The organism is Cryobacterium psychrotolerans (genome assembly GCF_900101115.1).
In the GTDB taxonomy this organism is placed as follows: Bacteria; Actinomycetota; Actinomycetes; order Actinomycetales; family Microbacteriaceae; genus Cryobacterium; species Cryobacterium psychrotolerans.
This window is the reverse complement of the sequence record NZ_FNFU01000010.1, coordinates 78,998-101,340: the sequence shown is the minus strand read 5'-3', so window position 1 is coordinate 101,340 and position 22,343 is coordinate 78,998. Positions and strand designations below refer to the sequence as shown.

General features: G+C 66.3%; 21 protein-coding genes. 12 read left to right on the top strand and 9 right to left on the bottom strand.

The genetic code is table 11. The annotated features are described in order from the left end of the window. The 6 genes from BLQ39_RS10100 to BLQ39_RS10075 form a co-directional block, all read left to right on the top strand. Nucleotides 1-1,839, top strand: a 1,839-nt coding sequence (locus BLQ39_RS10100) for a copper-translocating P-type ATPase (protein ID WP_092323711.1), incomplete at its 5' end; no start/stop codon positions are given. A gap of 92 nt (nt 1,840-1,931) precedes the next feature. Beyond that, nucleotides 1,932-2,417: a hypothetical protein gene (locus BLQ39_RS10095; protein ID WP_092323709.1), complete on the top strand. Its 486-nt coding sequence runs from the start codon at nt 1,932-1,934 to the stop codon at nt 2,415-2,417. A 94-nt stretch (nt 2,418-2,511) separates the two neighbouring features. Further along, nucleotides 2,512-3,102: a DUF305 domain-containing protein gene (locus BLQ39_RS10090; RefSeq protein ID WP_092323708.1), complete on the top strand. Its 591-nt coding sequence runs from the start codon at nt 2,512-2,514 to the stop codon at nt 3,100-3,102. Between the two features lie 245 nt (nt 3,103-3,347). Further along, a complete protein-coding gene (locus BLQ39_RS10085; RefSeq protein WP_135109425.1) occupies nt 3,348-3,980 on the top strand; it encodes a M23 family metallopeptidase in 633 nt (210 codons plus the stop codon). Then, nucleotides 3,977-5,239: a M23 family metallopeptidase gene (locus BLQ39_RS10080; protein WP_135109424.1), complete on the top strand. Its 1,263-nt coding sequence runs from the start codon at nt 3,977-3,979 to the stop codon at nt 5,237-5,239. Before BLQ39_RS10085 ends, BLQ39_RS10080 begins: the two co-directional genes overlap by 4 nt. A 102-nt stretch (nt 5,240-5,341) precedes the next feature. Next, nucleotides 5,342-6,199: a hypothetical protein gene (locus BLQ39_RS10075; protein WP_092323703.1), complete on the top strand. Its 858-nt coding sequence runs from the start codon at nt 5,342-5,344 to the stop codon at nt 6,197-6,199. Nucleotides 6,200-6,403: 204 nt separating this feature from the next. On the opposite strand, the gene BLQ39_RS10070 is transcribed toward BLQ39_RS10075, so the two are convergent. The 4 genes from BLQ39_RS10070 to BLQ39_RS10060 all read right to left on the bottom strand — a co-directional run bounded on the left by BLQ39_RS10070 (nt 6,404) and on the right by BLQ39_RS10060 (nt 11,627). Beyond that, on the bottom strand, nt 6,404-6,838 hold the full coding sequence (locus BLQ39_RS10070; RefSeq protein WP_092323702.1) for a hypothetical protein: 435 nt from the start codon (nt 6,836-6,838) through the stop codon (nt 6,404-6,406). A gap of 307 nt (nt 6,839-7,145) precedes the next feature. Then, nucleotides 7,146-9,641, bottom strand: coding sequence for a heavy metal translocating P-type ATPase (locus BLQ39_RS10065; RefSeq protein ID WP_174775381.1), 2,496 nt, complete (start codon nt 9,639-9,641; stop codon nt 7,146-7,148). A 630-nt stretch (nt 9,642-10,271) separates the two neighbouring features. Beyond that, nucleotides 10,272-10,406, bottom strand: a complete 135-nt coding sequence (locus BLQ39_RS16155) for a hypothetical protein (RefSeq protein WP_256332739.1) — start codon at nt 10,404-10,406, stop codon at nt 10,272-10,274. Nucleotides 10,407-10,463: 57 nt separating this feature from the next. After that, entirely contained in the window at nt 10,464-11,627 is a 1,164-nt protein-coding gene (locus tag BLQ39_RS10060) for a phenylacetate--CoA ligase family protein (RefSeq protein WP_241986992.1), read from the bottom strand. A gap of 327 nt (nt 11,628-11,954) precedes the next feature. Here BLQ39_RS10060 and BLQ39_RS10055 point away from each other — a divergent pair, with 327 nt between their 5' ends. From BLQ39_RS10055 to BLQ39_RS10030, 6 genes are all read left to right on the top strand, one after another. Next, nucleotides 11,955-12,212, top strand: a complete 258-nt coding sequence (locus BLQ39_RS10055) for an SHOCT domain-containing protein (RefSeq protein WP_092323700.1) — start codon at nt 11,955-11,957, stop codon at nt 12,210-12,212. Then, the gene (locus tag BLQ39_RS10050; RefSeq protein WP_092323698.1) at nt 12,212-13,687 is read left to right on the top strand and encodes a multicopper oxidase family protein; all 1,476 of its coding nucleotides are present in this window, start codon (nt 12,212-12,214) and stop codon (nt 13,685-13,687) included. Before BLQ39_RS10055 ends, BLQ39_RS10050 begins: the two co-directional genes overlap by 1 nt. Before the next feature lie 540 nt (nt 13,688-14,227). After that, nucleotides 14,228-14,788 carry a M23 family metallopeptidase gene (locus BLQ39_RS10045; protein WP_166784446.1) on the top strand — a complete coding sequence of 187 codons (561 nt, stop codon included), beginning with the start codon at nt 14,228-14,230 and terminating at the stop codon, nt 14,786-14,788. 222 nt (nt 14,789-15,010) lie between these two features. Next, entirely contained in the window at nt 15,011-16,399 is a 1,389-nt protein-coding gene (locus tag BLQ39_RS10040; RefSeq protein ID WP_092323695.1) for an Ig-like domain-containing protein, read from the top strand. A gap of 38 nt (nt 16,400-16,437) precedes the next feature. Next, nucleotides 16,438-17,445 (top strand): permease, encoded by a 1,008-nt coding sequence (locus tag BLQ39_RS10035; protein WP_092323694.1) that lies wholly within the window; start codon nt 16,438-16,440, stop codon nt 17,443-17,445. Between the two features lie 7 nt (nt 17,446-17,452). Further along, a complete protein-coding gene (locus BLQ39_RS10030; protein ID WP_092323692.1) occupies nt 17,453-18,193 on the top strand; it encodes a TIGR03943 family putative permease subunit in 741 nt (246 codons plus the stop codon). Between the two features lie 334 nt (nt 18,194-18,527). Here BLQ39_RS10030 and BLQ39_RS10025 read toward each other — a convergent pair whose 3' ends face one another. The 5 genes from BLQ39_RS10025 to cmtR all read right to left on the bottom strand — a co-directional run bounded on the left by BLQ39_RS10025 (nt 18,528) and on the right by cmtR (nt 22,277). Next, nucleotides 18,528-19,781, bottom strand: a complete 1,254-nt coding sequence (locus BLQ39_RS10025; protein ID WP_092323691.1) for an MFS transporter — start codon at nt 19,779-19,781, stop codon at nt 18,528-18,530. Continuing rightward, on the bottom strand, nt 19,774-20,166 hold the full coding sequence (locus tag BLQ39_RS10020; RefSeq protein WP_174775380.1) for an ArsR/SmtB family transcription factor: 393 nt from the start codon (nt 20,164-20,166) through the stop codon (nt 19,774-19,776). The genes BLQ39_RS10025 and BLQ39_RS10020 overlap by 8 nt, the downstream gene beginning before the upstream one ends. Nucleotides 20,167-20,254: 88 nt before the next feature. Then, nucleotides 20,255-21,121 carry a F510_1955 family glycosylhydrolase gene (locus BLQ39_RS10015; protein ID WP_134575128.1) on the bottom strand — a complete coding sequence of 289 codons (867 nt, stop codon included), beginning with the start codon at nt 21,119-21,121 and terminating at the stop codon, nt 20,255-20,257. 119 nt (nt 21,122-21,240) lie between these two features. Next, nucleotides 21,241-21,927, bottom strand: a complete 687-nt coding sequence (locus BLQ39_RS10010) for a cation efflux transmembrane domain-containing protein (RefSeq protein ID WP_092323686.1) — start codon at nt 21,925-21,927, stop codon at nt 21,241-21,243. Next, nucleotides 21,924-22,277: a Cd(II)/Pb(II)-sensing metalloregulatory transcriptional regulator CmtR gene (cmtR, locus tag BLQ39_RS10005; RefSeq protein WP_092323685.1), complete on the bottom strand. Its 354-nt coding sequence runs from the start codon at nt 22,275-22,277 to the stop codon at nt 21,924-21,926. Before cmtR ends, BLQ39_RS10010 begins: the two co-directional genes overlap by 4 nt. Between the last annotated feature and the right edge of the window lie 66 nt (nt 22,278-22,343).

Sequence of the window (22,343 nt, the reverse complement as noted above, 5' to 3'; positions counted from 1 at the left end):
ATGGACACCCTGATCAGCGTCGGCGTGCTCGCCTCGCTCGGCTGGTCGCTCTACGCGCTGTTCTTCGGCATGGCCGGGATGGCCGGCATGACGATGGAGTTCTCCTTCACGGCGGAGCCGGGGGCCGGGGCCGACGAGATCTACCTGGAGGTCGCATCCGCGGTCACCGTCTTCATCCTGGCCGGACGCTACTTCGAGGCCAGGGCCAAGAAACGCTCCGGCGCGGCGCTCAAGGCGCTGCTCGAACTGGGCGCGAAGGAAGCAACGCTGCTCCGGGACGGCGTCGAAACCCGGGTCCCGACCGCCTCGCTGATGGTCGGCGACCTGTTCGTCGTGCGCCCCGGCGAGAAGATCGCCACCGACGGCGAGGTCGTCGAGGGTAACTCCGCCGTCGACGCGAGCATGCTCACCGGCGAGGCCGTGCCGGTGGAGGTCGGCCCCGGCGCGGTCGTCGTCGGCGCCACGCTCAACTCCGGCGGCCGGCTCGTCGTGCGTGCCACCCGCGTGGGCTCGGACACCGAACTCGCCCAGATCGGGCGGCTCGTCGAGAAGGCCCAGGCCGGCAAGGCCGACGTGCAGCGCCTGGCCGACCGGGTCTCGGCCATCTTCGTGCCGATCGTGATCGTGCTCTCCCTGGCCACCCTGGCCGTGTGGCTCCTCATCGGCGCGGGTCCGGTCGTGGCGTTCACGGCGGCGGTGGCGACGCTCATCATCGCCTGCCCCTGCGCGCTCGGGCTGGCCACCCCGACCGCCCTGCTCGTCGGCACCGGGCGCGGCGCCCAGCTGGGCATCCTGATCAAGGGGCCGCAGATCCTCGAATCCACCCGCCGCGTCGACACCATCGTGCTTGACAAGACCGGCACGGTGACCACAGGCCGGATGGGCCTCGTCGCCGCCATTCCCGCTGTCGGCGTGGCCGAAGACGAGCTGCTGCGCCTCGCCGGCGCCGCCGAGACCGGCTCAGAGCACCCGATCGCCGCGGCCATTGTCGCGGGCGCACAGCACAGTTTGGGCCCGCTGCCGCCGTTGGATTCATTCGCCTCCACGGACGGCCTCGGCGTCCAGGCCGTCGTCGACGGGCACCTCGTGCTCGTCGGCCGCCCGCGCTGGCTCGCCGACGAGTGGAGCATCACGCTCCCGGTGGAACTCACGGACGCGCTCACCTCCTTCGAGTCGCTCGGGCAGACCGTGGTCGCCGTCGCCTGGGACGGGCAAGCGCGCGGCGTCCTCGCCGTGTCCGACACGGTCAAGGCGAGCAGCACGGCCGCGATCGCCGCCTTCCGCCGCCTCGGCCTGCGACCTGTGCTGCTGACCGGCGACAACGAGCGCGCGGCTCGCGCCGTGGCCGCGGAAGTGGGCATCACCGACGTGCGGGCCGAGCTGCTCCCGGCCGAGAAGGCCGAGGCCGTCCGGGCCCTGCAACGCGAGGGTCGGGTCGTCGCGATGGTCGGTGACGGGGTGAACGATGCGGTGGCCCTCGCCACGGCCGACCTCGGCATTGCGATGGGCACCGGAACCGATGTCGCCATCGAGGCCAGCGACCTGACGCTCGTTCGCAGCGACCTGATGGCGGCCGCGGATGCCATCCGGCTGTCCCGGCGCACCCTCGCCACGATCAAGGCCAACCTGTTCTGGGCCTTCGCCTACAACGTCGCCGCGATCCCGCTGGCCATGCTCGGCCTGCTCAACCCCCTGATCGCCGGCGCCGCCATGGGGCTCTCATCGGTCTTCGTGGTGAGCAACAGCCTCAGGCTCCGCGGATTCCGCCCGCTGTCCGAGCCGACGCCGGTGCGCGACGCGACCTCGGGTGAGCTCCGAGATCTCGCCCCGGTCGGCTAGACACCGTTCTCCCAGCCGGCCGCTCGGGCCATCGGGTACTGTATGAGAGGCCCGAACTGTGCGTAACCAATCCGATTCGAACTGGAGGTGACATGATTGTGAACGACACCCCGATCTCGGGACGTCCCCGACGCCATGTCTTCCGCTCCGTGATCGTGTCGGTTCTGGCCACGGCTGCCCTGCTCCTCGGCTTGTTCGCCGCTCATTCTTCCGGTGCCGGCGTCGGCGCAGAGCATGAGATGGCCGTCGCTGCACCGGGCGCCTCAGCGCCAGCTGAGTACCTCACCGGTGCGAACGAAATGGTGGCCAGCGCTGGTGCGGATGCCGTCGTCGCCGTCGCCTCCGGCTTCGATGGGGGATGGCTCAGCTTCGGGGACGACTTGATGGCCGGTTGCGGCATCCTGGCGATGACCTGCTCGGTGTTGCTCATTGTCGTGGCTCTCATTCGTCTGACTCGCCAGCCTTCGGTGTACAGGCAACTTCTTGACGCCGGCGGTTTCGTTGTCAGCTCGTTCCGCACGATCCCGCTTCACGTTCACCGGCCCAGCCTCATCCTGCTTTCCATCAGTCGCATTTAGACGAACCCGCTCGCGCGCCAGCACCTGGCTGCGCCGCTTTGCCGTGCCCAACGGGCTCCCGGTTCGTAAATGATTGACAATGAATGGAAGAACAATGCTCAAAACACGCACCTACATCCTCGCCGCCGCCGCACTGGCTGCAGCCCTCACCCTCAGCGCCTGCACGGGCGGCACGGCCGGCACGAACGGGGGCGGCAGCTCCGACACCAGCAATACCCCGAGCGCATCCGCAGCGAACGCGGCCGACGTGACATTCGCCCAGATGATGATCCCCCACCACGAACAAGCTGTGGAGATGAGTGAGGACGTTCTGGGCAAGGACGGTGTCGACCAGCGCGTCGTCGACCTCGCCACCCAGATAAAGGCGGCGCAGGATCCGGAAATCAAGCAGATGAAGTCGTGGCTCACTGCTTGGGGGGCTGACGAGGACATGTCCGGGATGGACCACGGAAGCACCGGGATGATGTCCGATGACGACATGATGGCTCTCCGGGACGCATCTGGATCAGAAGCCAACAAGGTGTTCCTCGAGCAGATGACGCTGCACCACGAAGGGGCCATTGCAATGGCCCAGACTGAACTCGACGCAGGCGAAAACGCAGATGCCAAGGCCATGGCCCAGGCGATCGTGACCAGCCAGTCCGCCGAGATCCAGTACATGAAGGAGCTCCTGGCAACCCTGTAATCGACCTCGAATTGCTTATCTCGAATACGAGGCACGTCATCAACACGACACCAGAGACCCCAAGTCCATCGCGACGAAACACGAGGCTGGCCGAGGAGCGTGAGCGCGCTCGAAAACATCGACCGCGGACACGCCGAAATCAACCGCAAACACGCCGCAAACTGTTGCGGGCGGCCACGAAGCCCCTGCGGCAGCGAGCGTTCGCGTCGACTGCAATTGCTTTCGTCGCGCTCCTCACGGTCAGCGTGTCTCTGCCCGCCCTCGCCGTTAATCCCGGCGCCGTTGCCGAGCCACCGCACCATTCGGTTGCCGCCGGCGTGCAGAGTCTTCCGGTCAGCGCCGCGGCGTCGGTCACGGTTCAGCGCGACGGATACAAGGTGGGCACGGCGCCTCGGCCTGCGCCGTTCGCGTACTCTCAGACTGCCGGAACCTACATGAACTATCTCGGTCCGATCCAGTGGCCGTTCCTGACGGGTGTCCCGATCTCGACCTACTTCGGGCCTCGGGTGCCGCCGTGTGGAGGCTGTTCCAGCTTCCACAAGGGACTCGATATGAACCCCGGCGTTGGCACACCCATCCAAGCGATCGCTGATGGTGTGGTGCGCGAAGTGTCTTCAACCGACAAGAGCGGGCTCGGCGTGTACGCCATCATTGACCACAGGGTTGACGGTCGGCTCGTCAGCAGCCTCTACGCCCACATGCAGGAGGGCTCTCTCGCCCTGAGACCGGGGCAGCCAGTCGTCGTCGGGCAGCAGGTCGGAAGCGTTGGCAACACCGGTCAGAGTACCGGTCCTCACCTGCATTTCGAGATCCTGCTCGATGGCGTGACACCGACGGACCCGTTCGCGTGGCTCACCACGAGGGTGGGCCCGCTGTGATCGCCAATTCGCATGGGGCCGGTGGTTCTGGAGGTCAGCGTGGTTCCTGGCGGGGAGCGTGGGGCGTTGTCGTCATACTCTCGCTCGTCGCAGCTGCTGGCGTCATACAACCCGCACGGGCCACCGAGTACCCCTCCTGGGCGGACGTCGAAAACGCTAGGGCCAGTGAAGCCTCGAAGCGCACCCAAATAGACAAGCTGACCACCCTGATCGCGGGACTGAAGACAGACTTCGAGACCGCGAAGGGCATTGCCACGCGGCGGGGCGCCGAATATGAGCGCGCCCAGGGGTTGTTTGACGAGGCCACCTACCGCGCAACTATTCTGCAGGCGCAGGCCGACGAAGCCGCCAAGCGCGCGGATGCCTCTCGGAAGCAGGCAGGAAGACTGGCGTCCATGCTCTCTCGATCCGGTGGCACGGACCTCTCGATGACATTGTTCCTGAATGGCAGCGACTCGGAAGGCCTGTTCTCCCGGTTGGGTTCACTGAGCAAACTCACCGAGCGCACGAGCCTTGTCTATGCGCAAGCAGCGTCGGACAGGAATTCCGCGACCGCGTTGACAAATCAGGCCAAGGTGGCGAAGAAAGCACTCGGCGCCCTGGCCGCAGAGGCACAGTCGGCATTGACCAGGGCCGTCGAGGCGAGCTCCGCAGTGCAACGAATGCTCGCCGAACAGCAGCAATACGCCGGCACCATGCAGGCGCAACTCGCGGTCCTGAAAGAGGGACGTGCCGCCACAGAAGCCGACTTCGCGAAAGGCGAGACGGTACGCCGTGCAGCAGCAGCAGCAGCGGCGGCGGCAGCAGCGACTGGGGGTGGAGGGTCACGTGACTCGGGTCAGCTCAGCGGCCAGGGCTGGGCGCTGCCCGTTTCCGGATGGATCAGTAGTCGCTTCGGGCCGCGCCCCAGCAGGCCTGTTGCCGGTGTCGGCGCGTTCCACTACGGGACGGACATTGCCGCCGGGTGTGGCAGGGGGGTATTCGCCGCAACGGCGGGAACCGTTGTCTACGCTGGTGACCTCGGTTCCTACGGAAACTGGGTTCTCATCGACCACGGTAACGGCGTCCAAACCGGTTACGCGCACAACAGCAGGGTGCTGGTCAAACCGGGTCAATCCGTGGATGCCGGCGCGGCGATCGCGTTGGTCGGGACGACCGGAGCGTCAAGCGGGTGCCATGTGCACTTTGAAACCCGTGTCGACGGAGCCCGCATCGACCCAGAACGCTTTATGAGCGCACGGGGAATCCGCCTTGGTTAGCGGCAGACTGGTGCCCACGGAGCCGACCGCAGCGGGAGCACTTGCGGTCGCGGCTGGGCCGCGTTCGACGTCGCTCTCTTCGAGAAAGAGAAGGAGGCGCTCATGCGCGCACGAATCTGGATAACGGTCGTCGCGGTCGTTATCGGCGCTGTCATCGCCGGCGGCTGGATAGCGGCCATCGGCGGTGGCGTGCCCCGGGAGCAATCAACGGGCACCGTCGGGCCGTACGTCGGCGGTGATCTCCACGTGTTGACCGTGCTTCAGGACCGGTTATACGTTGGAGGGCACGACGGCGGGGCCGTCTCCGCCGACGGCGGCGCGACGTGGACACAGCTCCCGTCGCTGGACGGTGCCGATCCCATGGGGGCCGCCGCGGCCGGCGGGGAAACGCTCATCGGCGGACATCCGGGCCTTTACCGTTCCTCCGATGGCAACACCTTTTCTCGCGTCACAGGTCAGGGCGACCTCGGTGACGTCCACGCCCTGGGCGGGGCCGGAGACACCGTGTACGCCGGCACGCCCGAGCGCGGGCTGCTCGCCAGTGGCGACGGCGGGACGACCTGGACGACCCGCAACGCCCAGGCGGGACGGACGTTCATGGGCATCATCCTGGTCGATCCACATGACCCACGCAGATTGATCGCACCGGATATGTCCACCGGCCTCGTCACTAGCGCCGACGGCGGCATCACCTGGACGGCGCTGGGCGGTCCCAGCGGCGCGATGTCGGCGGCCTGGGACCCGACCGACAGCCGGACCCTGGTGGCCGTCGGCATGGCCGGCAGCGCGATGAGCGGAGACGGCGGCCAGACCTGGACCATCCTGGCCGTGCCAGAGGGCACGTCCGCGGCCACGTTCTCCTCGGACGGCAAGACGCTCTACGCCGCAGCGCTCAGCGGCAGCAACGCTGCCGTTTACGCGAGTACCGATCGGGGCCGGGCGTGGAAGCCACTGACCTAGGTAGACGCGCGAACGCGGGGCCTCCGCAGCGGCCGCCGTCGTTGTGCCAGCTGGGCGGGGGTGCGTTGAGCGCGATCTCGTCCAACGGGGAAATCGTAGTGGAGGTGACATGAAGCTGAACGCCAACCCGATTCTTGACCGGGACTCATCCTCAACATCGCGCCCTGGACCGTCCCGACAAGGTCTTGCTGCCATTCCAGGCCCTCATCGGTTTTGGATCTTCGGCTCCGGTGCCGCGTCGTGAGACCTTGCACGAGCGCGAGCCTTCGCTCGAGACACTGGCTCTCTGGTTGCGAACGCGAGCCCGCGTTCGAGCGGTCCCTTGCCGAGAACGATGACCGCGAGCGCAAAACCCCCAGACCCCAGGATTTCGGCAGTGGAACCCGAATGTGCCCGGGCGGTCAGTCCGGGTAGAACGTAAGCCGCGCCGTAGCCCAGCACCGCCGCGAGCACGCCGCCGGCGATCATCCAGAACTGGGTCATGGCGCGGCCGAGGTCGGAACGGGCCTCGATGAGGCCGACGAGCAGAAACGGCAGGAACATCAGCGCCGGGTAGTCGTCGGTGAGGAAGTAGCCCCGCACGAGGGCGGCCAGCGGTTGCATCGTGGGTCCGGCTCCATTGAGGGCGGCCGCGAGCATAGGTGCCCCCAGCAGCAGGACTGCGGCGCCGAGTCCGAGGGTCCACCGCAGCACGATGAGCCCACGAAGTACGATGCCGACGACGCGACGAACATCCCTTAGATCGTGAGTCCCCGCGCAATGTCGAGTGCGACCACGCGCGAGGCGTTGGAAATTAACACAGTAGACGACAACACTGTGCCTCCAAGTCTCTGTATCGTCTTCGGACAATCAATAGGGAGAGGACCCCCCCGTTACGCGCGGTGCGGAACCCCGCTGCTCGAAGGGAAGCTCGAGAAATCCAGGTCTCCGGCATGGCTCCCGGCTTCTAACGCGCGCCACTCGGTGCCGGTGCCGATTCGACGACCTTCGTATCGTCGACCGGCTCGCTCGGTAGGGGCAGGGAGAGCCGTTTCAGGAGCAGCGCGTTGACGGCGACGATGACACTCGAGCCGGACATCGAGATGGCGGCGATTTCGGGGCTGAGCATGAGGCCCAGCGACGGGTAGAAGACGCCGGCGGCGATCGGCAGCGCGATCACGTTGTAGCCGATCGCCCAGCCGAGGTTCTGCCGCATCTTGCGCAGGGTTCCCTTCCCGATGCGCAGGGCCACCGGGACATCGAGCGGGTCGGAGCGCATCAGCACCACGTCTGCCGTCTCGATGGCGACATCCGTGCCGGCGCCGATGGCGATGCCGAGGTCGGCCTGGGCCAGCGCCGGGGCATCGTTGACGCCGTCGCCGACCATGGCGACGCGCTTTCCGGTCGCCTGCAGTTCGGCGATTTTCGCGGATTTGTCTTCGGGCAGTACTTCCGCGATGACTGTGTCGATCTTCAGCAGGGACGCGATCCGCTGCGCGGTTGCTTCATTGTCGCCGGTGAGCATGACGACCTCGATGCCCGCGTCGTGCAGTGCCGCAACGGCCGCGGCGGCGGTCTCACGGACGGCGTCGGCCAGGGCGATGACGCCGGCCGCTTGACCGTCCACGGCGACCAGGACTGCCGTGCGCCCAGTGGCAGCGAGCTCTTCGCGTTGCGCGGCCACCGGGCCGATGTCGATGCCCTGGGCGAGCATGAGCTTGCGATTGCCGACAAACACCTGGCGGCCCGCCACTGTGGCACCGGCCCCATGGCCGGGAACGTTGCGGAAGTCAGCTGCGGAAAGTGAGGGGACGCCCCTGGTTTCGGCGTAGGTGACGACCGCAGCGGCGAGCGGATGCTCCGACTCCCGTTCCACGGCGGCGACGAGGGACAGCAGTTCGTCCTCGTCGATCCGAAGCGCGACGAAGTCGGTCACCTCCGGCTTGCCCTGGGTCAGGGTTCCGGTTTTGTCCATCACGACGGCATCGATCCGTGCCGCGGTCTCCAGCGCGGTGGCGTTCTTGAACAGGACGCCCCGTTTCGCGCCGAGGCCGGTGCCGACCATGATGGCCGTCGGGGTGGCCAGACCGAGGGCATCCGGGCAGGTGATGACGACGACCGTGATGGCGAAGAGGATTGCCGTCTGGACGGTTGCACCGGCCAGTAGCCACGCCGCGAAGGTGGCACTGCCACCGATCAGCGCGACGAGCACGAGCCAGAACGCGGCTCGGTCGGCCAGGCGCTGCCCCGGGGCTTTGGAGTTTTGCGCCTCCTGGACGAGTGCCACAATTTGGGCCAGCGCGGTGTCCGCGCCGACTTTGGTGGCACGAACGCGAAGCGTGCCGGTCGTGTTCACCGTGGCGCCGATCACGTCGGAGCCGGGCGCCTTGGCGACCGGCAGGCTCTCCCCGGTGACCATGGACTCGTCGATCTCGGATTCTCCGTCCTCGACCTTGCCGTCCGTCGGGATCTTTGCCCCGGGCCGCACCATCATCAGGTCGCCGGGCATCACCTCTGACGTGGGGACTTCCACCGGTTCGCCGTCGCGGATGACCAGCGCCATCGGCGGTGCGAGCTCCAGCAGGGTGCGGATGGCGTCGTTGGCGCCGCCCCTGGCGCGCATCTCGAACCAGTGGCCGAGGAGCACGAAGCTGGCCAGCACGGTGGCGGCTTCGTAGAACACCTCGCCGCCGCCGGTCAGGGTGACGACCAGGCTGTACAGCCACCCGGCCCCGACACCGACGGCCACGAGCACCATCATGTCCAGCGTCCGCGCCCTCAGCGCCCGGACGGCCCCGTCGAAGAATATCCAGGCGGAGTAGAAGATGACCGGGAGGGAGAGGAGCAGCGCGAAGATGTCGTCCCGGAGGCCGAACGGGGCCGGCACGGTGAATCCAAGGACTTCACGTCCGATCGGGGACCACAGCGTGATCGGCACGGACAGGGCTGCCGCGACGATGAACCGGTTGCGCATGTCGCGGATCATGGAGTCCATGGACATTTCGCCGTGGCCGCCGTGGCCCATGGCCTCCTGCGCGGTTCTGGTGACAGGTTGGGCGTGGCCGGCGTGGCCGGCGTGATCGGGATGGGCGGGGACCGGCTCCTCGACAGCGGCTGTCGTGGCCTGTCCAGCCTGTCCAGCGTGTCCCTCGTGCGACACGTGCGTGCCGCTCGCGTGTCCGTCGTGCGATGTGTGCAAGCTGCCGGCCGCCATGGGGTCGCAAATGTGGTTCGGGACGGAGCGACCAGAGCAGTGATAACCGCAGTCCCGAACCCAGCGCGCGAGGTCTGCAATTGATGTCAACGCTGGGTCAAAGGCGACCGTGGCGGTCTGCGCAACCGGATTTGCCTCCACGCTCAGCACCCCCGGTCGGCGGGAGAGCACGGATTCGGCGACGGCCTTGGACGAGGCCCAGTTGACGCCTTTCACCTCGATGACTGCGGTTTCAATTTGCTGACTCATGCGAACTGTTCCTCTCTGGAATGCGATGCCGTCGGCATTCGACGCGCGCCCACGCCGAACCCTAAACCGGTCTGGAACCCGGATCCGATGCTTGCGCCCGGGCTGGTGGCAGGATTTTAGACGCGGCTGACGGACAGCTCAACGAGCGAAACCGGGTGGGTTTTTTGCGACGCGAACACCGGGCGAGCCTCGCCCGCAGAGTCATCGATACGACCCAGGTCATTCGGTTCGTTCTGCCGAGGGAGGGAAGGCGTCATGAGCACAGGCGTGCTGGCAGGCGCACACGAAGCAGTCGATTCACCGTCTGGGCAGTGGCTCTGGCAATCCGGGCAAGATGTCTGCCGGGTCTCACCGGCGACGCTGGCGAGCGACTCCAAGGCCAGCGGCCCGGCCGAGGGGCTTGTGAGGGATGTTCCTGGCGCATCATCGCCCTGAACGTGCAGCGTATGCAGACCGAGAAAGAGTGAGATAACGGCGACCAGGATCACGGCCGCTGAGACCGCCGCGGGCGTCCTCGCAAGCTGGCTCGAGCGTCGCGTGTCGATCACTGCGTCGCACCTCCAAACGGCGTTGCGTCTGCTTCTCTGGGTCGCTGGTCCGAGCATATCGACGAATGGGCAATCCGGCCGATCATGAGCGCTTCACCGCGTGGTTGACGATCGAGAGGTGGTGGCGCGTCGCGTCCTGGCCGCCCAGCTCCTTGAGTACGACATACATGTCGACCTCCGGATCCTTGACGTCGACGACCATCGTTCGTCGAAGCAATTCATGGCAATGGTGGACATGACGGGTCCTCTCGACCACTCAGTACATGCAGGTTGTTCATGGCCGTTTCCGCAACCCTCGCACAAGCGGCGCCTTCCCGAGGGCGGTGCGCTCGACGGCGTCGACCACTCGCACGTCGACGTCGGTTCCGACGACTCCCGCTGATTTCAGGGCTGCCTCCACGTCGGCGCGAACCTGCTCCACCGATGCCGACGCGGCCAGGCCGGCGAGCAGGACTCGCAGGGATGCCGGCTCCTGGATGACCTGCCATCCCGCGATCGTTGCGTCGTCCAGGACGTTGTGGAAGACGTTGGGGTGGATGCTCACCTGGGCTGTGTTCCCGGGCAGCATCAGCACGTCCTCAATTCGTCCCTCAATTCCGGCCAGGAGGGCGAATGAACGACCGCACGGGCAACCCCGACCGCCGATACCGACGCTGTCGGACATCTCATACCGGATCAGCGGCAGGGTTCGGGAGAACAAGACGGTGACCAGGATCCTGGCGCCGATCGTCCCGGCCGGAACCGGCAGGCCGGCCTGGTCCACCGGTTCGACAATCACCAGATCCTCGTATATGTGGCTGTTGTGGAACACACATGGCGACGCGATGCCTGCCGTCTCGGTAGCGGCATAGACGTCAAAGGGCGCCGACCCCCACGCTGCCCGCATTTCGGCGGCAGCATGCTCGCTCAGCACCTCAGACGCAGACACTACCGACTGCGGCGAAATACGCAAGCGGCCCGCGCGCTGCTCGGCAGCCAGAGGCTTGAGGGCCGACGCGTACCCGACAAGGAGCCGAGGCTCGAAGGCATTGAGCTCGGCGACAATCTCGACCACTGGACTTGTGGCGTCCAATCGGAGCGTCGGCACCAGCCGGGATCGCAAGGAGGCCCCGACCACCGCCGACTGATGCGTCGGCGTGCGGGAACTCACCACAGCGACCCGCAGCGGATGAGTCAATCCGGCCGGCACTCCGGCCCAGTCGTTGGCCCGGGCGTACGAGGCGAGCACCGTGGCCCATTCGCGCCGATTCCAGATAAAGATGCCTCGCCGCCCGGTCGTGCCCGCCGTGGCCGCTGCCCACCAGCGACCCCGCCAGGGGCGCCCGGGGTCCGCGCCGCTCGACACCAGGTTCCGCAGATGCCCTTCCACATCCGCTAGCCGCAGCCCGGGGTCGGTCACGGCCTGGTCGAAGTGGCCCATCAGGTCTGCCTTCGTCACCGGAGGCAGTTGGGACAACGGCGCGTCAAACAAACCAGCGTGGTGCTGTCGATAGAACTCGGAGCCGGCGTATGCCGCCCGGCGAAGATCCCGCAAAGCCCGTGCCTGATGTGCCTCGATCTGGCGGGTAGTCCAGTGATCCCGGCCCTTCCAGCGTGCACGGAGGTACAAAAGCTTTGACAAGAGGCGAATATCCATGCGGAATCCCTGTCGCAAACGAAACGGTGTGGCCTGATCCGGCCTCATCATATCCCTATACACGGATACCCTCCAGGGGTACCATGGGGCGTAACAAGTGCAACGTGCCAGCGGATAGAGGAGTTAGCCATGATGTGGGGATACGGCGGGAATATGGGCTGGACGTGGCTGTTTGGGCTGCTGATGCTGGTCGGGATAGTGCTGCTTGTCGTGCTTGCTGTGCGCGTGTTCAGCGGAGGCAGCAGTCGTAGCGGAGGTCCTGGCGCAACTGGTCCGACACCTGGCCCGAGCCGGGCTCGTCAGATTCTCGACGAACGATACGCCAAAGGCGAGCTGACGGCCGAGCAGTACCGGGAACAGGTCCAGGTGCTCGGCGAGAACCCCTAGTGGAACCGATCAGCCGCCGCGGCGCTTTGACGCTCGGCGGTCTGGGGCTGGCGGGCACAGTGGTTGGTGGCGCGGGTCTGCTGTGGACGTCGTCATTGGCAGATGCCGCGCAGCCGCAGCCGGGAGAAGAACTCGCGGAGCCATCAGAACTGCGCAGCGCGAACGGCCGGTTGCAGCTTCGCTTGGACGCGGCCCTCGGCACGGTGCAGATCGGCGGGCGCAGCGCCAGTGCCCTGAGCTTCAATGGCGGTATTCCAGGACCAACCCTTCGACTTAAGGCGGGGGACCGGCTTGGGGTGGCCTTGCACAACGGTCTTGACGACCCCACGAACCTGCACGTGCACGGCCTGCATGTCTCGCCCGAGGGCAACGGCGACAATCCGTTCGTGATGATCGAGCCGGGCGAATCCTTCGACTACGAGTACCAGCTGCCGGCGAACCATCCGCCAGGCTTGTACTGGTACCACCCCCACCACCACGGTTTCGTCGCCGATCAGATCTTCGGCGGCCTTTACGGGGCGATCATCGTCGATGATCCCGAACCGATTGAGGCGGCCCGGGAACGGGTGCTCGTGATCTCGGACATCACCCTGGACGGGCTGGGGCGCATCCCGGCCGTCTCACAGATGGAGCAGATGCTGGGCCGGGAAGGCGAACTCGTGCTCGTCAACGGCCAGGTGAACCCTCGGATGAGCGCCCGCCCCGCTGAACGTGAACGGTGGAGAATTGTCAACGCCTGCGTGTCCCGGTACCTGCGGCTTCGGCTCGACGGGCAGCGGATGCAGCTGCTCGGCATTGACTCGGGCCGGTTCGGCGCCCCCGAAACCGTGGACGAGATCGTTCTCGCGCCCGGCAATCGGGCGGACCTGCTGGTCACGATGGCCGACGGCACGGCGGTGCTCGAGACGCTGCCATACGACCGGGGCGGCCCCGGGGGGATGATGGGCGGAGGCGAACGGCCGCGCTCCGGCACGTCGACCGGTCGCGTCTCGCTGGCGACCCTGACCGTGGCTGGCGAGGAGGTCGCAGCGCCGCCAACTGTGCCGGCCCAGCCGGTGCCCCGGGACCTCCGTGGCAGAGCCGTCACGGCCCGCCGCGAACTCACCTTTGCCATGGGAATGGACGGAATGATGGGCGGGGGTGGCGGCATGATGAGCTTCACCATTAACGGCCGGGAATTCGACGGGGACCGGGTGGACACCACGGTCGAAGCGGGCAGCGTCGAGGAATGGTCCCTGAGAAACACCAGTCCGATGGATCACCCGGTGCACCTGCACGTGTGGCCGATGCAGATCGTGGAGTCCGATGGTCGCGCCCCCGACACCGCGATCTGGCAGGACGTTGTCAACGTGCCGGCGCGCGGCCAGATCCGGGTGCGGATCGCCTTCGACGACTTCGCCGGACGCTCCGTCTACCACTGCCACATCCTCGACCACGAGGACAACGGCATGATGGGCGTCATCGAGGTGCGCTAGAGCTGGTGTCGTGAGATCCAATTCGATCCGAACGCCAGTATCGAGCCGATCAGCAACACGGTCGCAAGAAACTTGAGCAAATGTCGGCTTAAACACCGTTCACTCAGGCTTAGGACGTAGCCTCGGTGCTTATGCACTTGGCGTCATGATGACCTCCTTGTCGCAATTTAGGGCTCCTTACTCACTTGTGAGTGCCGTTTCCCCGGACCTGGTCCCGGCTGGAACGCCCCCGCTCGAGTGTCCTACCGCCCCGCGCGCTCCGCCGCGATAACGAGAGTTGAATCATGCGTCCCATCAAGCTGTGTCCGCTTTGCCCTGCGCCGAGAGGCGCCCTTGAATAGCCGCGCCAACGGGGCGTCACCAATTGACGAGCCCCGCGATGCATCGCTTCCAGCCGAGGGCAGGGTGAGGACGTCGATGCGGCGCCACATGATCGGGCCGGTCGCTATGGTTTTCGTTGCCCTCCTCGCCGTCAGTGGTTCCGTACCGGCATACGCGGTCGCACCCGACCCGCCTTCCGGACCAGGGCAGAACGTACCGATGTCCAGGCCGGCGCAGAGCCTGCAGGTCAGTCCGGCTGCAACGATCACAGTCCAGCGAGACGACTACACCTCTGCCGCGGCTCCAAAACCGAAGCCCAAACCCAAGCCCGCCGCGCAAGTCCAAGCCGCCAGCGTCGCCGTCGGAACCGGCCAAGGCTGGTTGCTGCCGGTAGCAGGCCGGATCAGCTCTGCCTTCGGCCCGCGCCCCAACGCGCCGGTCGCCGGTGTCAGCTCATTCCACAAGGGCGCCGACATCGCCGCGCCCTGTGGCCAGCCCGTGCGCGCGGCACAAGCGGGAACCGTCATCGAGGCCGGATATCAGGGCAGTTACGGCAACTGGGTCCTGATCGATCACGGCAACGGAATCCAGACCGGTTACGCCCACAACAGCCAGAACGTTGTGACCAAGGGCCAGCGAGTTGCCGCTGGCGCCACGGTCGCCCTCGTCGGATCGACCGGCGCGTCGTCGGGTTGTCACGTGCACTTCGAAACCCGTGTTGGCGGAGCCCAAGTTGATCCGGTGTCGTTCATGAGCTCGTGGGGCATCAGGCTCGGCTAAGAGTAATCGCCACGAGGCGAACGACCTCGTCAACGGTCGAAGTAGTCGCGCATTAGGCTGGACGCATGAGGCAGACGGCGAGTTGGCGGGGCAGGACTTCCCGCCCGACGGGCTCGAAGGCGACCGACCTGAGTCACCAGTTGACTCCGCCCACAGGGCATATCGTGCAGCTCGATGTCGGCTGAGATTTCTCGCTCTACCCGCCGATCGGGCAAGCGATTCGTGAGGCTATTTTCCGGCACGGTCGCCATCCTCGCCGTGGTGGTCGGCGCTCTGACGGCGGCGAATTTCACGCAGGGGCCGCGTCTCACTTCCGCCGAGCTCAACCTCGAGGGGGCTGTAGCGCGAAGCGGCCAGCGTCTGTTACTGCAGACCAACCAGCCGCTCGTGTCCGTGGACGAGAAGCAGGTGACGGTCGAACCGAAAACGGATGTCACTGCGACCGTCGCCGACTCCGCGATCACGATCCAGTTCACGGGCATCCTCCGCTACAACACCACGTACACGGTTAAGGTCCGCGGAGTCCAGGGGACATCCCAGGACGCCACGTCAACACTGGAGCATTCGTTCACCACTCCGGACAGCGACATCTACTCTCTCCAGCGCGATGTGCGCGTTGACGACGCCGGGCTGAAGCGGTCGGACACGATCCGACGGACGACGATCCTGGGTCGCGGCTCCGGGGAGGCTGTCTTCAGTGCGCCACGAATCCAGGAGTACGGCGTCCTCGCGGACGCTCTGGCTGTGGTCACAATCGGCGAGGACGAGACGTCTTCCCTGGAGATCGTCTCTCTGTCTGGCGCGGCGCAGGTACCGGTGCCTCTTCCGACGGAGGGGACGGTTAAGCGGCTGCGCACGGCCGCGTCGGAGAACCTCATCGCCTACACCTTCACGAGTTCCCCGACAGCTCCCGGGCCCAAGTACCGGGATACCCCGTTCGTCTACGATCTGGCCGCCGGTTCGGGCCTTCCAACGGAGGTGGCGGGGCTCGACGGGCGGCCGATGTCAGTGGTTGATCTGGACTTCATTCCTGGCACGACCTCGCTCGTGGTCCAGGCGGAGGATGAAAACGTGTTCCTCCTCGATGCTCTCAAGGAAGGCAAGAAGGGCACCCTCACTCCCCTCGGGCAGCATTCTGAGATCCGCGGATTCATCCCCGGCACCAAGGAGCTCGTGGTCGCCGATCCGACACAGGGCGCGACCATTGACCTCACGGATGGCACGGTGACGGTGCTTGACCTTGCCGAGAGCGTCCTCAGCGACACGGCGTACCCGGGCCAGCTCGTCCTCCTGGATGGCCAGGGTCGGTATGCACGGCAATTCGATCAGGAGTCGACAGACACCACGGAGATGATCTCTGCGATCACGGTAACTGACGACAACGGCTCGAAGATCGTCTACCAAACGCCATCCGAGTCTTCCCGCGTCCGTAACTTCTGCGTTTCTCCGAACGGACAATTTCTCGCCGCGGAGATCTTCTCCACGGATGGTAAGAGCGACTCCTACCCCAATCTCCCGGCCACCACCGGTTTGACGATCGTCCTGATTGACCTGGAAACGGGTGCAAGCAACCGCAGCATCTCCGGGTTCCTCCCCGGCTGGTGCCGGTGACTCCCGGCCGGCGCCGGAAACTCACATACGATGTGCATATGAGCCAGACCCTCACCGTTCGGCGCGGGCCTGCACTCCGGTTGACGCTGGGCCTCACCATCCTGGCCGCGCTCATCCTCACTCGGATCGTGTCCCCGCCCACGGGCGAAGCGGGGATGGCGGATGCCGCGCGCGACTTCGTCACACTGTCGATCAGCGTGGTCATCGAGTCCCTCCCGTTTGTGTTCCTCGGCATCATGCTCTCGATCGTGGTGCAGACCTGGCTCCCGGAGGGGTACCTGCTCCGCCGCCTGCCCCGGAACCCGGTGGCGCGGCGGGTTGTCCTGTCGCTGCTCGGGATGCTGCTGCCGGTCTGCGAATGCGGCAACGTCCCCCTCGCCCGGGGGCTGATGGCCAGGGGCCTGACGGTGGCCGAGTCGATGACGTTTCTCTTTGCGGCGCCGATTCTCAACCCCGTGACGATCATGACCACCTACCAGGCGTTCGGGTGGGACGACGGAATCCTGGTTTCCCGCATCCTGGGCGGGTTCCTCATCGCGAACCTCGTGGGTTGGATTTACAGCCGGCACCCCCGGCCTGAGTCCCTGCTGACGCCCCGGTTCCAGGACACCTGCGCCCTGGGCGACCATCACGGTCAGCCGACTGGGAAAATGCGGCGCAGCGCGGTCCTGTTCACGCAGGAGACCAGCGCCATGTTGCCGGCGCTGTTTGTCGGCGCCGGGATCGCGGGGCTGATCCAGGTCGGCGTTTCCCGCGAGGTGCTCGTCGCCATGGGAGGCAACCCGGTCTGGTCAGTGCTCGCATTGATGGTGCTCGCATTCGTCATTGCGATCTGTTCCAACGTGGACGCATTCTTCATCCTCTCTTTCGGTGGGACGTTTATGCCGGGCGCGATCGTCGCCTTCCTTGTTTTCGGGCCGATGATCGACGTGAAAATGCTCGCGCTCCTGCGCACCACCTTCACCGCGAAAACTCTCCTGCAAGTCACGCTCGTGATCGGGCTATGTTCTGCAGCCCTTGGATTGGCGGTCAACTTCCTTGTTTAGACGACTCGTGAACCAGTGGCAGGGCGTTCTGCTCAGCCTCGTCGGCATCATCTCCACGGTCTGGCTGGGAATCACCGGGCAACTCGGGTTGTACATCCACCCGCGATACTTCGTTTTCACGATCATCATGGCTGTCATCGCCGCGGTCCTTGTCGTTGTGGCTTTCGCCGTCGTTCCCCGTCCGTCAGACGAGGAAGCAATCCTGGACACCGGTGGACGGCGGGGGAGATGGCTCTGGTCAGCGGGGAGCGTCCTGATTATCGTCGCGGCCGTGGTCACGCTCCTGGTCCTTCCTCCATCGACGCTGACCTCGGCAACGGTCAAGCAGCGCGATCTCAACGGATCGGCGTCGACGCTCACCCAGGCAGAGGCGAGCGGTTTGATCGGCGGCGACTACGCGGCGTTCACCGTGCGGGACTGGTCGTCGTTGCTCCGACAGGGCGCCGGCGAGGACTTCTTCGCCGACAAAACCGCGACCGTCACGGGATTCGTCACCCCGGACAAGAGCGACCCCGAGAACGTCTTCTTCGTCGCCCGCTTCTTCGTCAGCTGCTGCGCCGTGGATGCCCAACCCATCGGCATCCCCGTCTACTACCCGGGGTGGCAGGACGAGTTCAAAACAGACAGCTGGGTCACCATCAGCAGCGGCTTCAAGATGAACCCGAGCGCGATCAGCGACGAACAGATCGTGCTCGTCCCCGACGCGATCACGCCCACAGAGCGGCCCGCGGAGCCTTACGTCTACTAAGGGCGCCTGAGTTCCTGCCCCTCACGACCAGGTAGGTCGAGGGCCGCTCGCCGAGCCCCGAGAGGGGCGAACAGGGACCCGCAAGCCGGGCACCGAAGCCGCAGGACTTGCGGGCGTGTTCCGCCACGCGATTCCAGGTATCTCGCGACTGAATACTGCCGTTTTACTGCACGCCCGGAAGCGCGGCCCGCGGGCATCGCGCTGGCGGCACAGCGCAGATCATTCCACTTACGGCCGCGAATCGAACCCCAAGGATTTTCGAGCCCGTCGAGCCCGTCGAGCCCGTGTCTCGGGCGAGAGGACTATCGCCTCTCGCGTTGTCACTTGCCGAGACTCAACGGCCGCTCGAGGACGGCGAGGTGAGCGTCCCTTGGGCCTCGTCAGTTGTCGCCGCTGTCGTCCACGCCCGGGCGGCGACGATCCCGGCGAGCACGGCGATGGCGGCCAGGATGAGGGCGGTCGGGGCGAGCCCGAGCGTCGCGCCGAGGATCCCGGCGAGCGGGTAGGTGGCGATGAAGCAGGCATGGGAGAGCGAGAACTGGGCGGCGAAGACCGCAGGCCGGTTGGTGTCGTCGGAGTGGCGTCGGAGGAGCCGGGCCGACGGGGTGAGGATCAGCGCCGTCGCGGCGCCGAGCACGAACCAGACCGTCAGCACTCCCGGCCAGGTGGCTGGGGAACCAGGCGCCAGGGTGAGGAGCGCAACGGCGATGAGCCCGACCGGGAGGATGGCGCTTCCGATCAGCATCACGCGCCGATCTGGAAACCGATCCAGCACGCGCGGCAGGGCGAGGGCGACGATCATGGAGCCCAATCCGTAGCAGGCGAGGGTAATCGCGAAGTCGACCTGGCTGCGTCCGAGGCTGTTCTGCACGAGGATGATGGTGTTGACGATCACCATCGCGGTGGACGCGGCGACGACGAGGTTCATCGCCAGCAGCGCCCGGAGCGGCGGGGTGCGCCAGAACACGCGCACACCCCGAGTGAGCCGGTCGAGGAACGGCGTGCCTGCGGTGACCCTCATCGCCGGGAGGGTGGCGGATAGCACGAGCGCGGCCGAGCCGGCGAAGCCGAGCGCCGTCCCCACGAACAGGGAATGGTAGCTGATCACGGTGAGCAGTGCCGCGGCGAGGATCGGGCTGAGCAGCGACTCCAGATCGTAGGCCAGGCGGGACAGCGACAGCGCCCGCGTGTATTCGCTTTCCTGGGGCAGAACATCCGGGATCAGCGCCTGGAACGCGGGCGTGAAGGTGGCGGATGCGGCCTGGAGCACGAAGATGAGGACGTAGATCTGCCACGCCTCGGTGACGAAGGGGAGCGAGATCGCGACCCCGGCGCGCAGGACATCCGAGGAGACCAGCAAGACCTTGCGGGGAATGTGGCTGGTGAGCGCGGACACGACAGGGGCGACGCCGACATAGGCGAGCATCTTGATCGTCAGCGCGATGCCCAGGACGATGCCGGCATCCCCGCCGGCCAGATCGAAGGCCAGCAGCCCCAGGGCGACGGTGAGCAGGCCTGTGCCGATCAGCGCCACCACCTGGGCGCTGAACAGTCTTCGGTAGGCCGAGTTCCGCAGGACCTCAAGCACGGGCGCCGGCCTCGTGCTCGGTGCCGGCGGTTTCGTACGGGTGCCGGTGGTGGGCCGGGACGCCCTCGAGGGCGTGCTCGGCCTGGAAGATGGCGTCGGCGACGAGCTGACGGGCGTGTTCGTTCGCGAGACGATAGAACACCCGGGTGCCTTCGCGTCGGGTGGTCACGATGCGGGCCAGGCGCAGCTTCGCCAGATGCTGTGAGACGGCGGCCTGGGATTTGTTGACGGTTTCCGCCAGCTGGTTCACAGCCAGTTCCGTGTCTCGCAGCGCGAGGATGATCCGAATGCGCGTGGCGTCGGCGAGCATCGCGAACACCTCGACGGCTAACTCGACATACTCACTGTCCGTATCCAGCGCGCAACCATCCGTATCTGCATTCATACGCAGATTATTGCACATGCGGGTTCATGTCCTCGACTCCCGTTCGCGCAGTCCTCGATATGCAGGATCTCGACCCGCATCCGAGTCATCAGTTCAGCACCACGTCGCGCCACGTCTTGCCGAGGTCATCGCTGGCCATGATCCCTCGACCGCTGGCCACAACCAGTCGAGACATCGGCGTTGCGGCGTAGGTGAGAGCTTCGGTCTCGCCCTCAATGGTGCCGGTGGATGTCCATGGCTTGCTCCCCGATTGGACCCAGACGGTTCCGTCCACGGTTACCCCGATCAGCCCGCCGGCCTTCTCGTCGAGCGAATCCAGAAGGTAGAGGGGCGGCGCGCCCGGGACGAGGGTGAAGGTCTGAGCACTGTCGGTGCTGACCGCCAGTCCGTCGGCGGTGGTGGCGTAGAGCGTGCTCGGCATCGTCGGGTCGACGCTCAGATCGCGCAGGGCAAGCGTGGCGCCGGCGGCCCATGTGCTGCCGCCATCCCGGCTGATCGAGACGGTGCCGGCGGACTCGTCGTGCCCATAGATGCGGGTTGTGTTGCCGTCCGGGGCCACGGCAAGGTCGTGGAAGTCGGTTTGCCCGCGCAAGGAGATCGTTTCCCAGGTGGAGGCGTTGTCGCTGCTGGTGATCAGTCCGAGATTTGGCGGGCTCACAGCCGGTTCTTCGGCCGGGTCCGGATGCCCGGACCCAAACATCGTGTCTCCGCTCATTGTGAACCCCATCGTGTCCTGCGCTCGCCCGGCTATGGGTCCCTCGAGGTCGCCGGCGCGAACCGTGTCGGCGTCCAGGGGTGGGAGTTCGAAGACCCCGGCATGGGTGGCGGCGAATGCGGCGCCGGTGGCCGGGTTGATGCCGATCCCGTGGACGTGGCCGAAGGCGTCACCGCTCTCGGCCGCAGGTTCCTGCCCGCGATCAGTCGGGACAGAGCATCCGGTGAGTGTGGACGCCACCGCAACTGCCGTGAACACAGCCGCCCGGAACCTCGGTGTGTTGCGGATGCTCGCTTTATTGCCTGCGGTGACCATGGTTTTCCTTGTCGGTGTGGTGCGGTGAGCGGACCAGGTGCTTGTCAGCAGCAGGTGTCCGCGTCGAGGGTTCGCTCGCCCGTGAGTGCGCTGATCGGCACGGCGCAGGTGTCGCCCTTCCATGCTTCCAGACCTTCCTTGACGGCAAACCCGGCAATCACGAGAGCGGCGATCGAATCCGCCCACGCCCACCCCAGCAGGGAGTTGAGCAGGAGCCCGCCGAGGAGCGCGGCGGACAGGTAGCTGCAGATGAGGGTCTGTTTCGAGTCCGCAACGGCCGACGCCGATCCCAGCTCACGGCCGGTGCGACGTTCGAACCAGCTCAGGACCGGCATGATGGCGAGGCTGACGGCGGCCAGCGCGATCCCGACCGGGCTGTGTTCCGGCTCGCGAAGGCCAAAGATCGACAGGCCCGCGTCGACGATCACGTAGGCGGCCAGGCCGAAGAACGAGTACGCCACCACGCGCAGCGCAACCTTCTCGCGCTTCTCCGGGTCGGGGGCGGCGAACTGCCAGGCGATCGCGGCGGCGGAGAGCACTTCGACGATGGAGTCGAGACCGAAGCCGATCAGGGCGGCGGAGGAGGCCACGGTGCCGGCGGCGAGAGCGATGATCGCCTCGATCACGTTGTAGGTGATGGTGACGGCGACGATGATCCGGATCCGGCGTTGCAGGATCCGTTTGCGGCCGGGGTCGATGACGCGGGCGGGGCCGCTCGCTGTGGCGGTCATGCTCCGGTCCCGCAGTAGTGGGGCAGGTCGCAGTTTTCGTCGGGGCATTCGACGCCGTCGTCCACCGCGAGCACAACGTCGAAGAGCGACGTCAGCGCTCGGGCCAGGTGTCGGTCGGCGACTTCGTACCGTGTCTGCCGGCCCTCGGGCACAGCGGCAATAATGCCGCAGCCGCGCAGGCAACTCAAATGGTTCGACACGTTCGACCGTGTGAGATCGAGGTCGCGCGCCAGCTGGGCGGGATAGCCGGGCTGTTCGAGCAGGGTGAGCAGGATCCTCGACCGGGTCGGATCGGCCATCGCCCGGCCGAGCCGGTTCATCACATCGAGACGCGAAGCAATGGTCAGCATGCACTGACTATACAGTCAATAGTGACGAGTGAGCGCGCGAGCCAGAAGACCAGCAACCGATCTGAC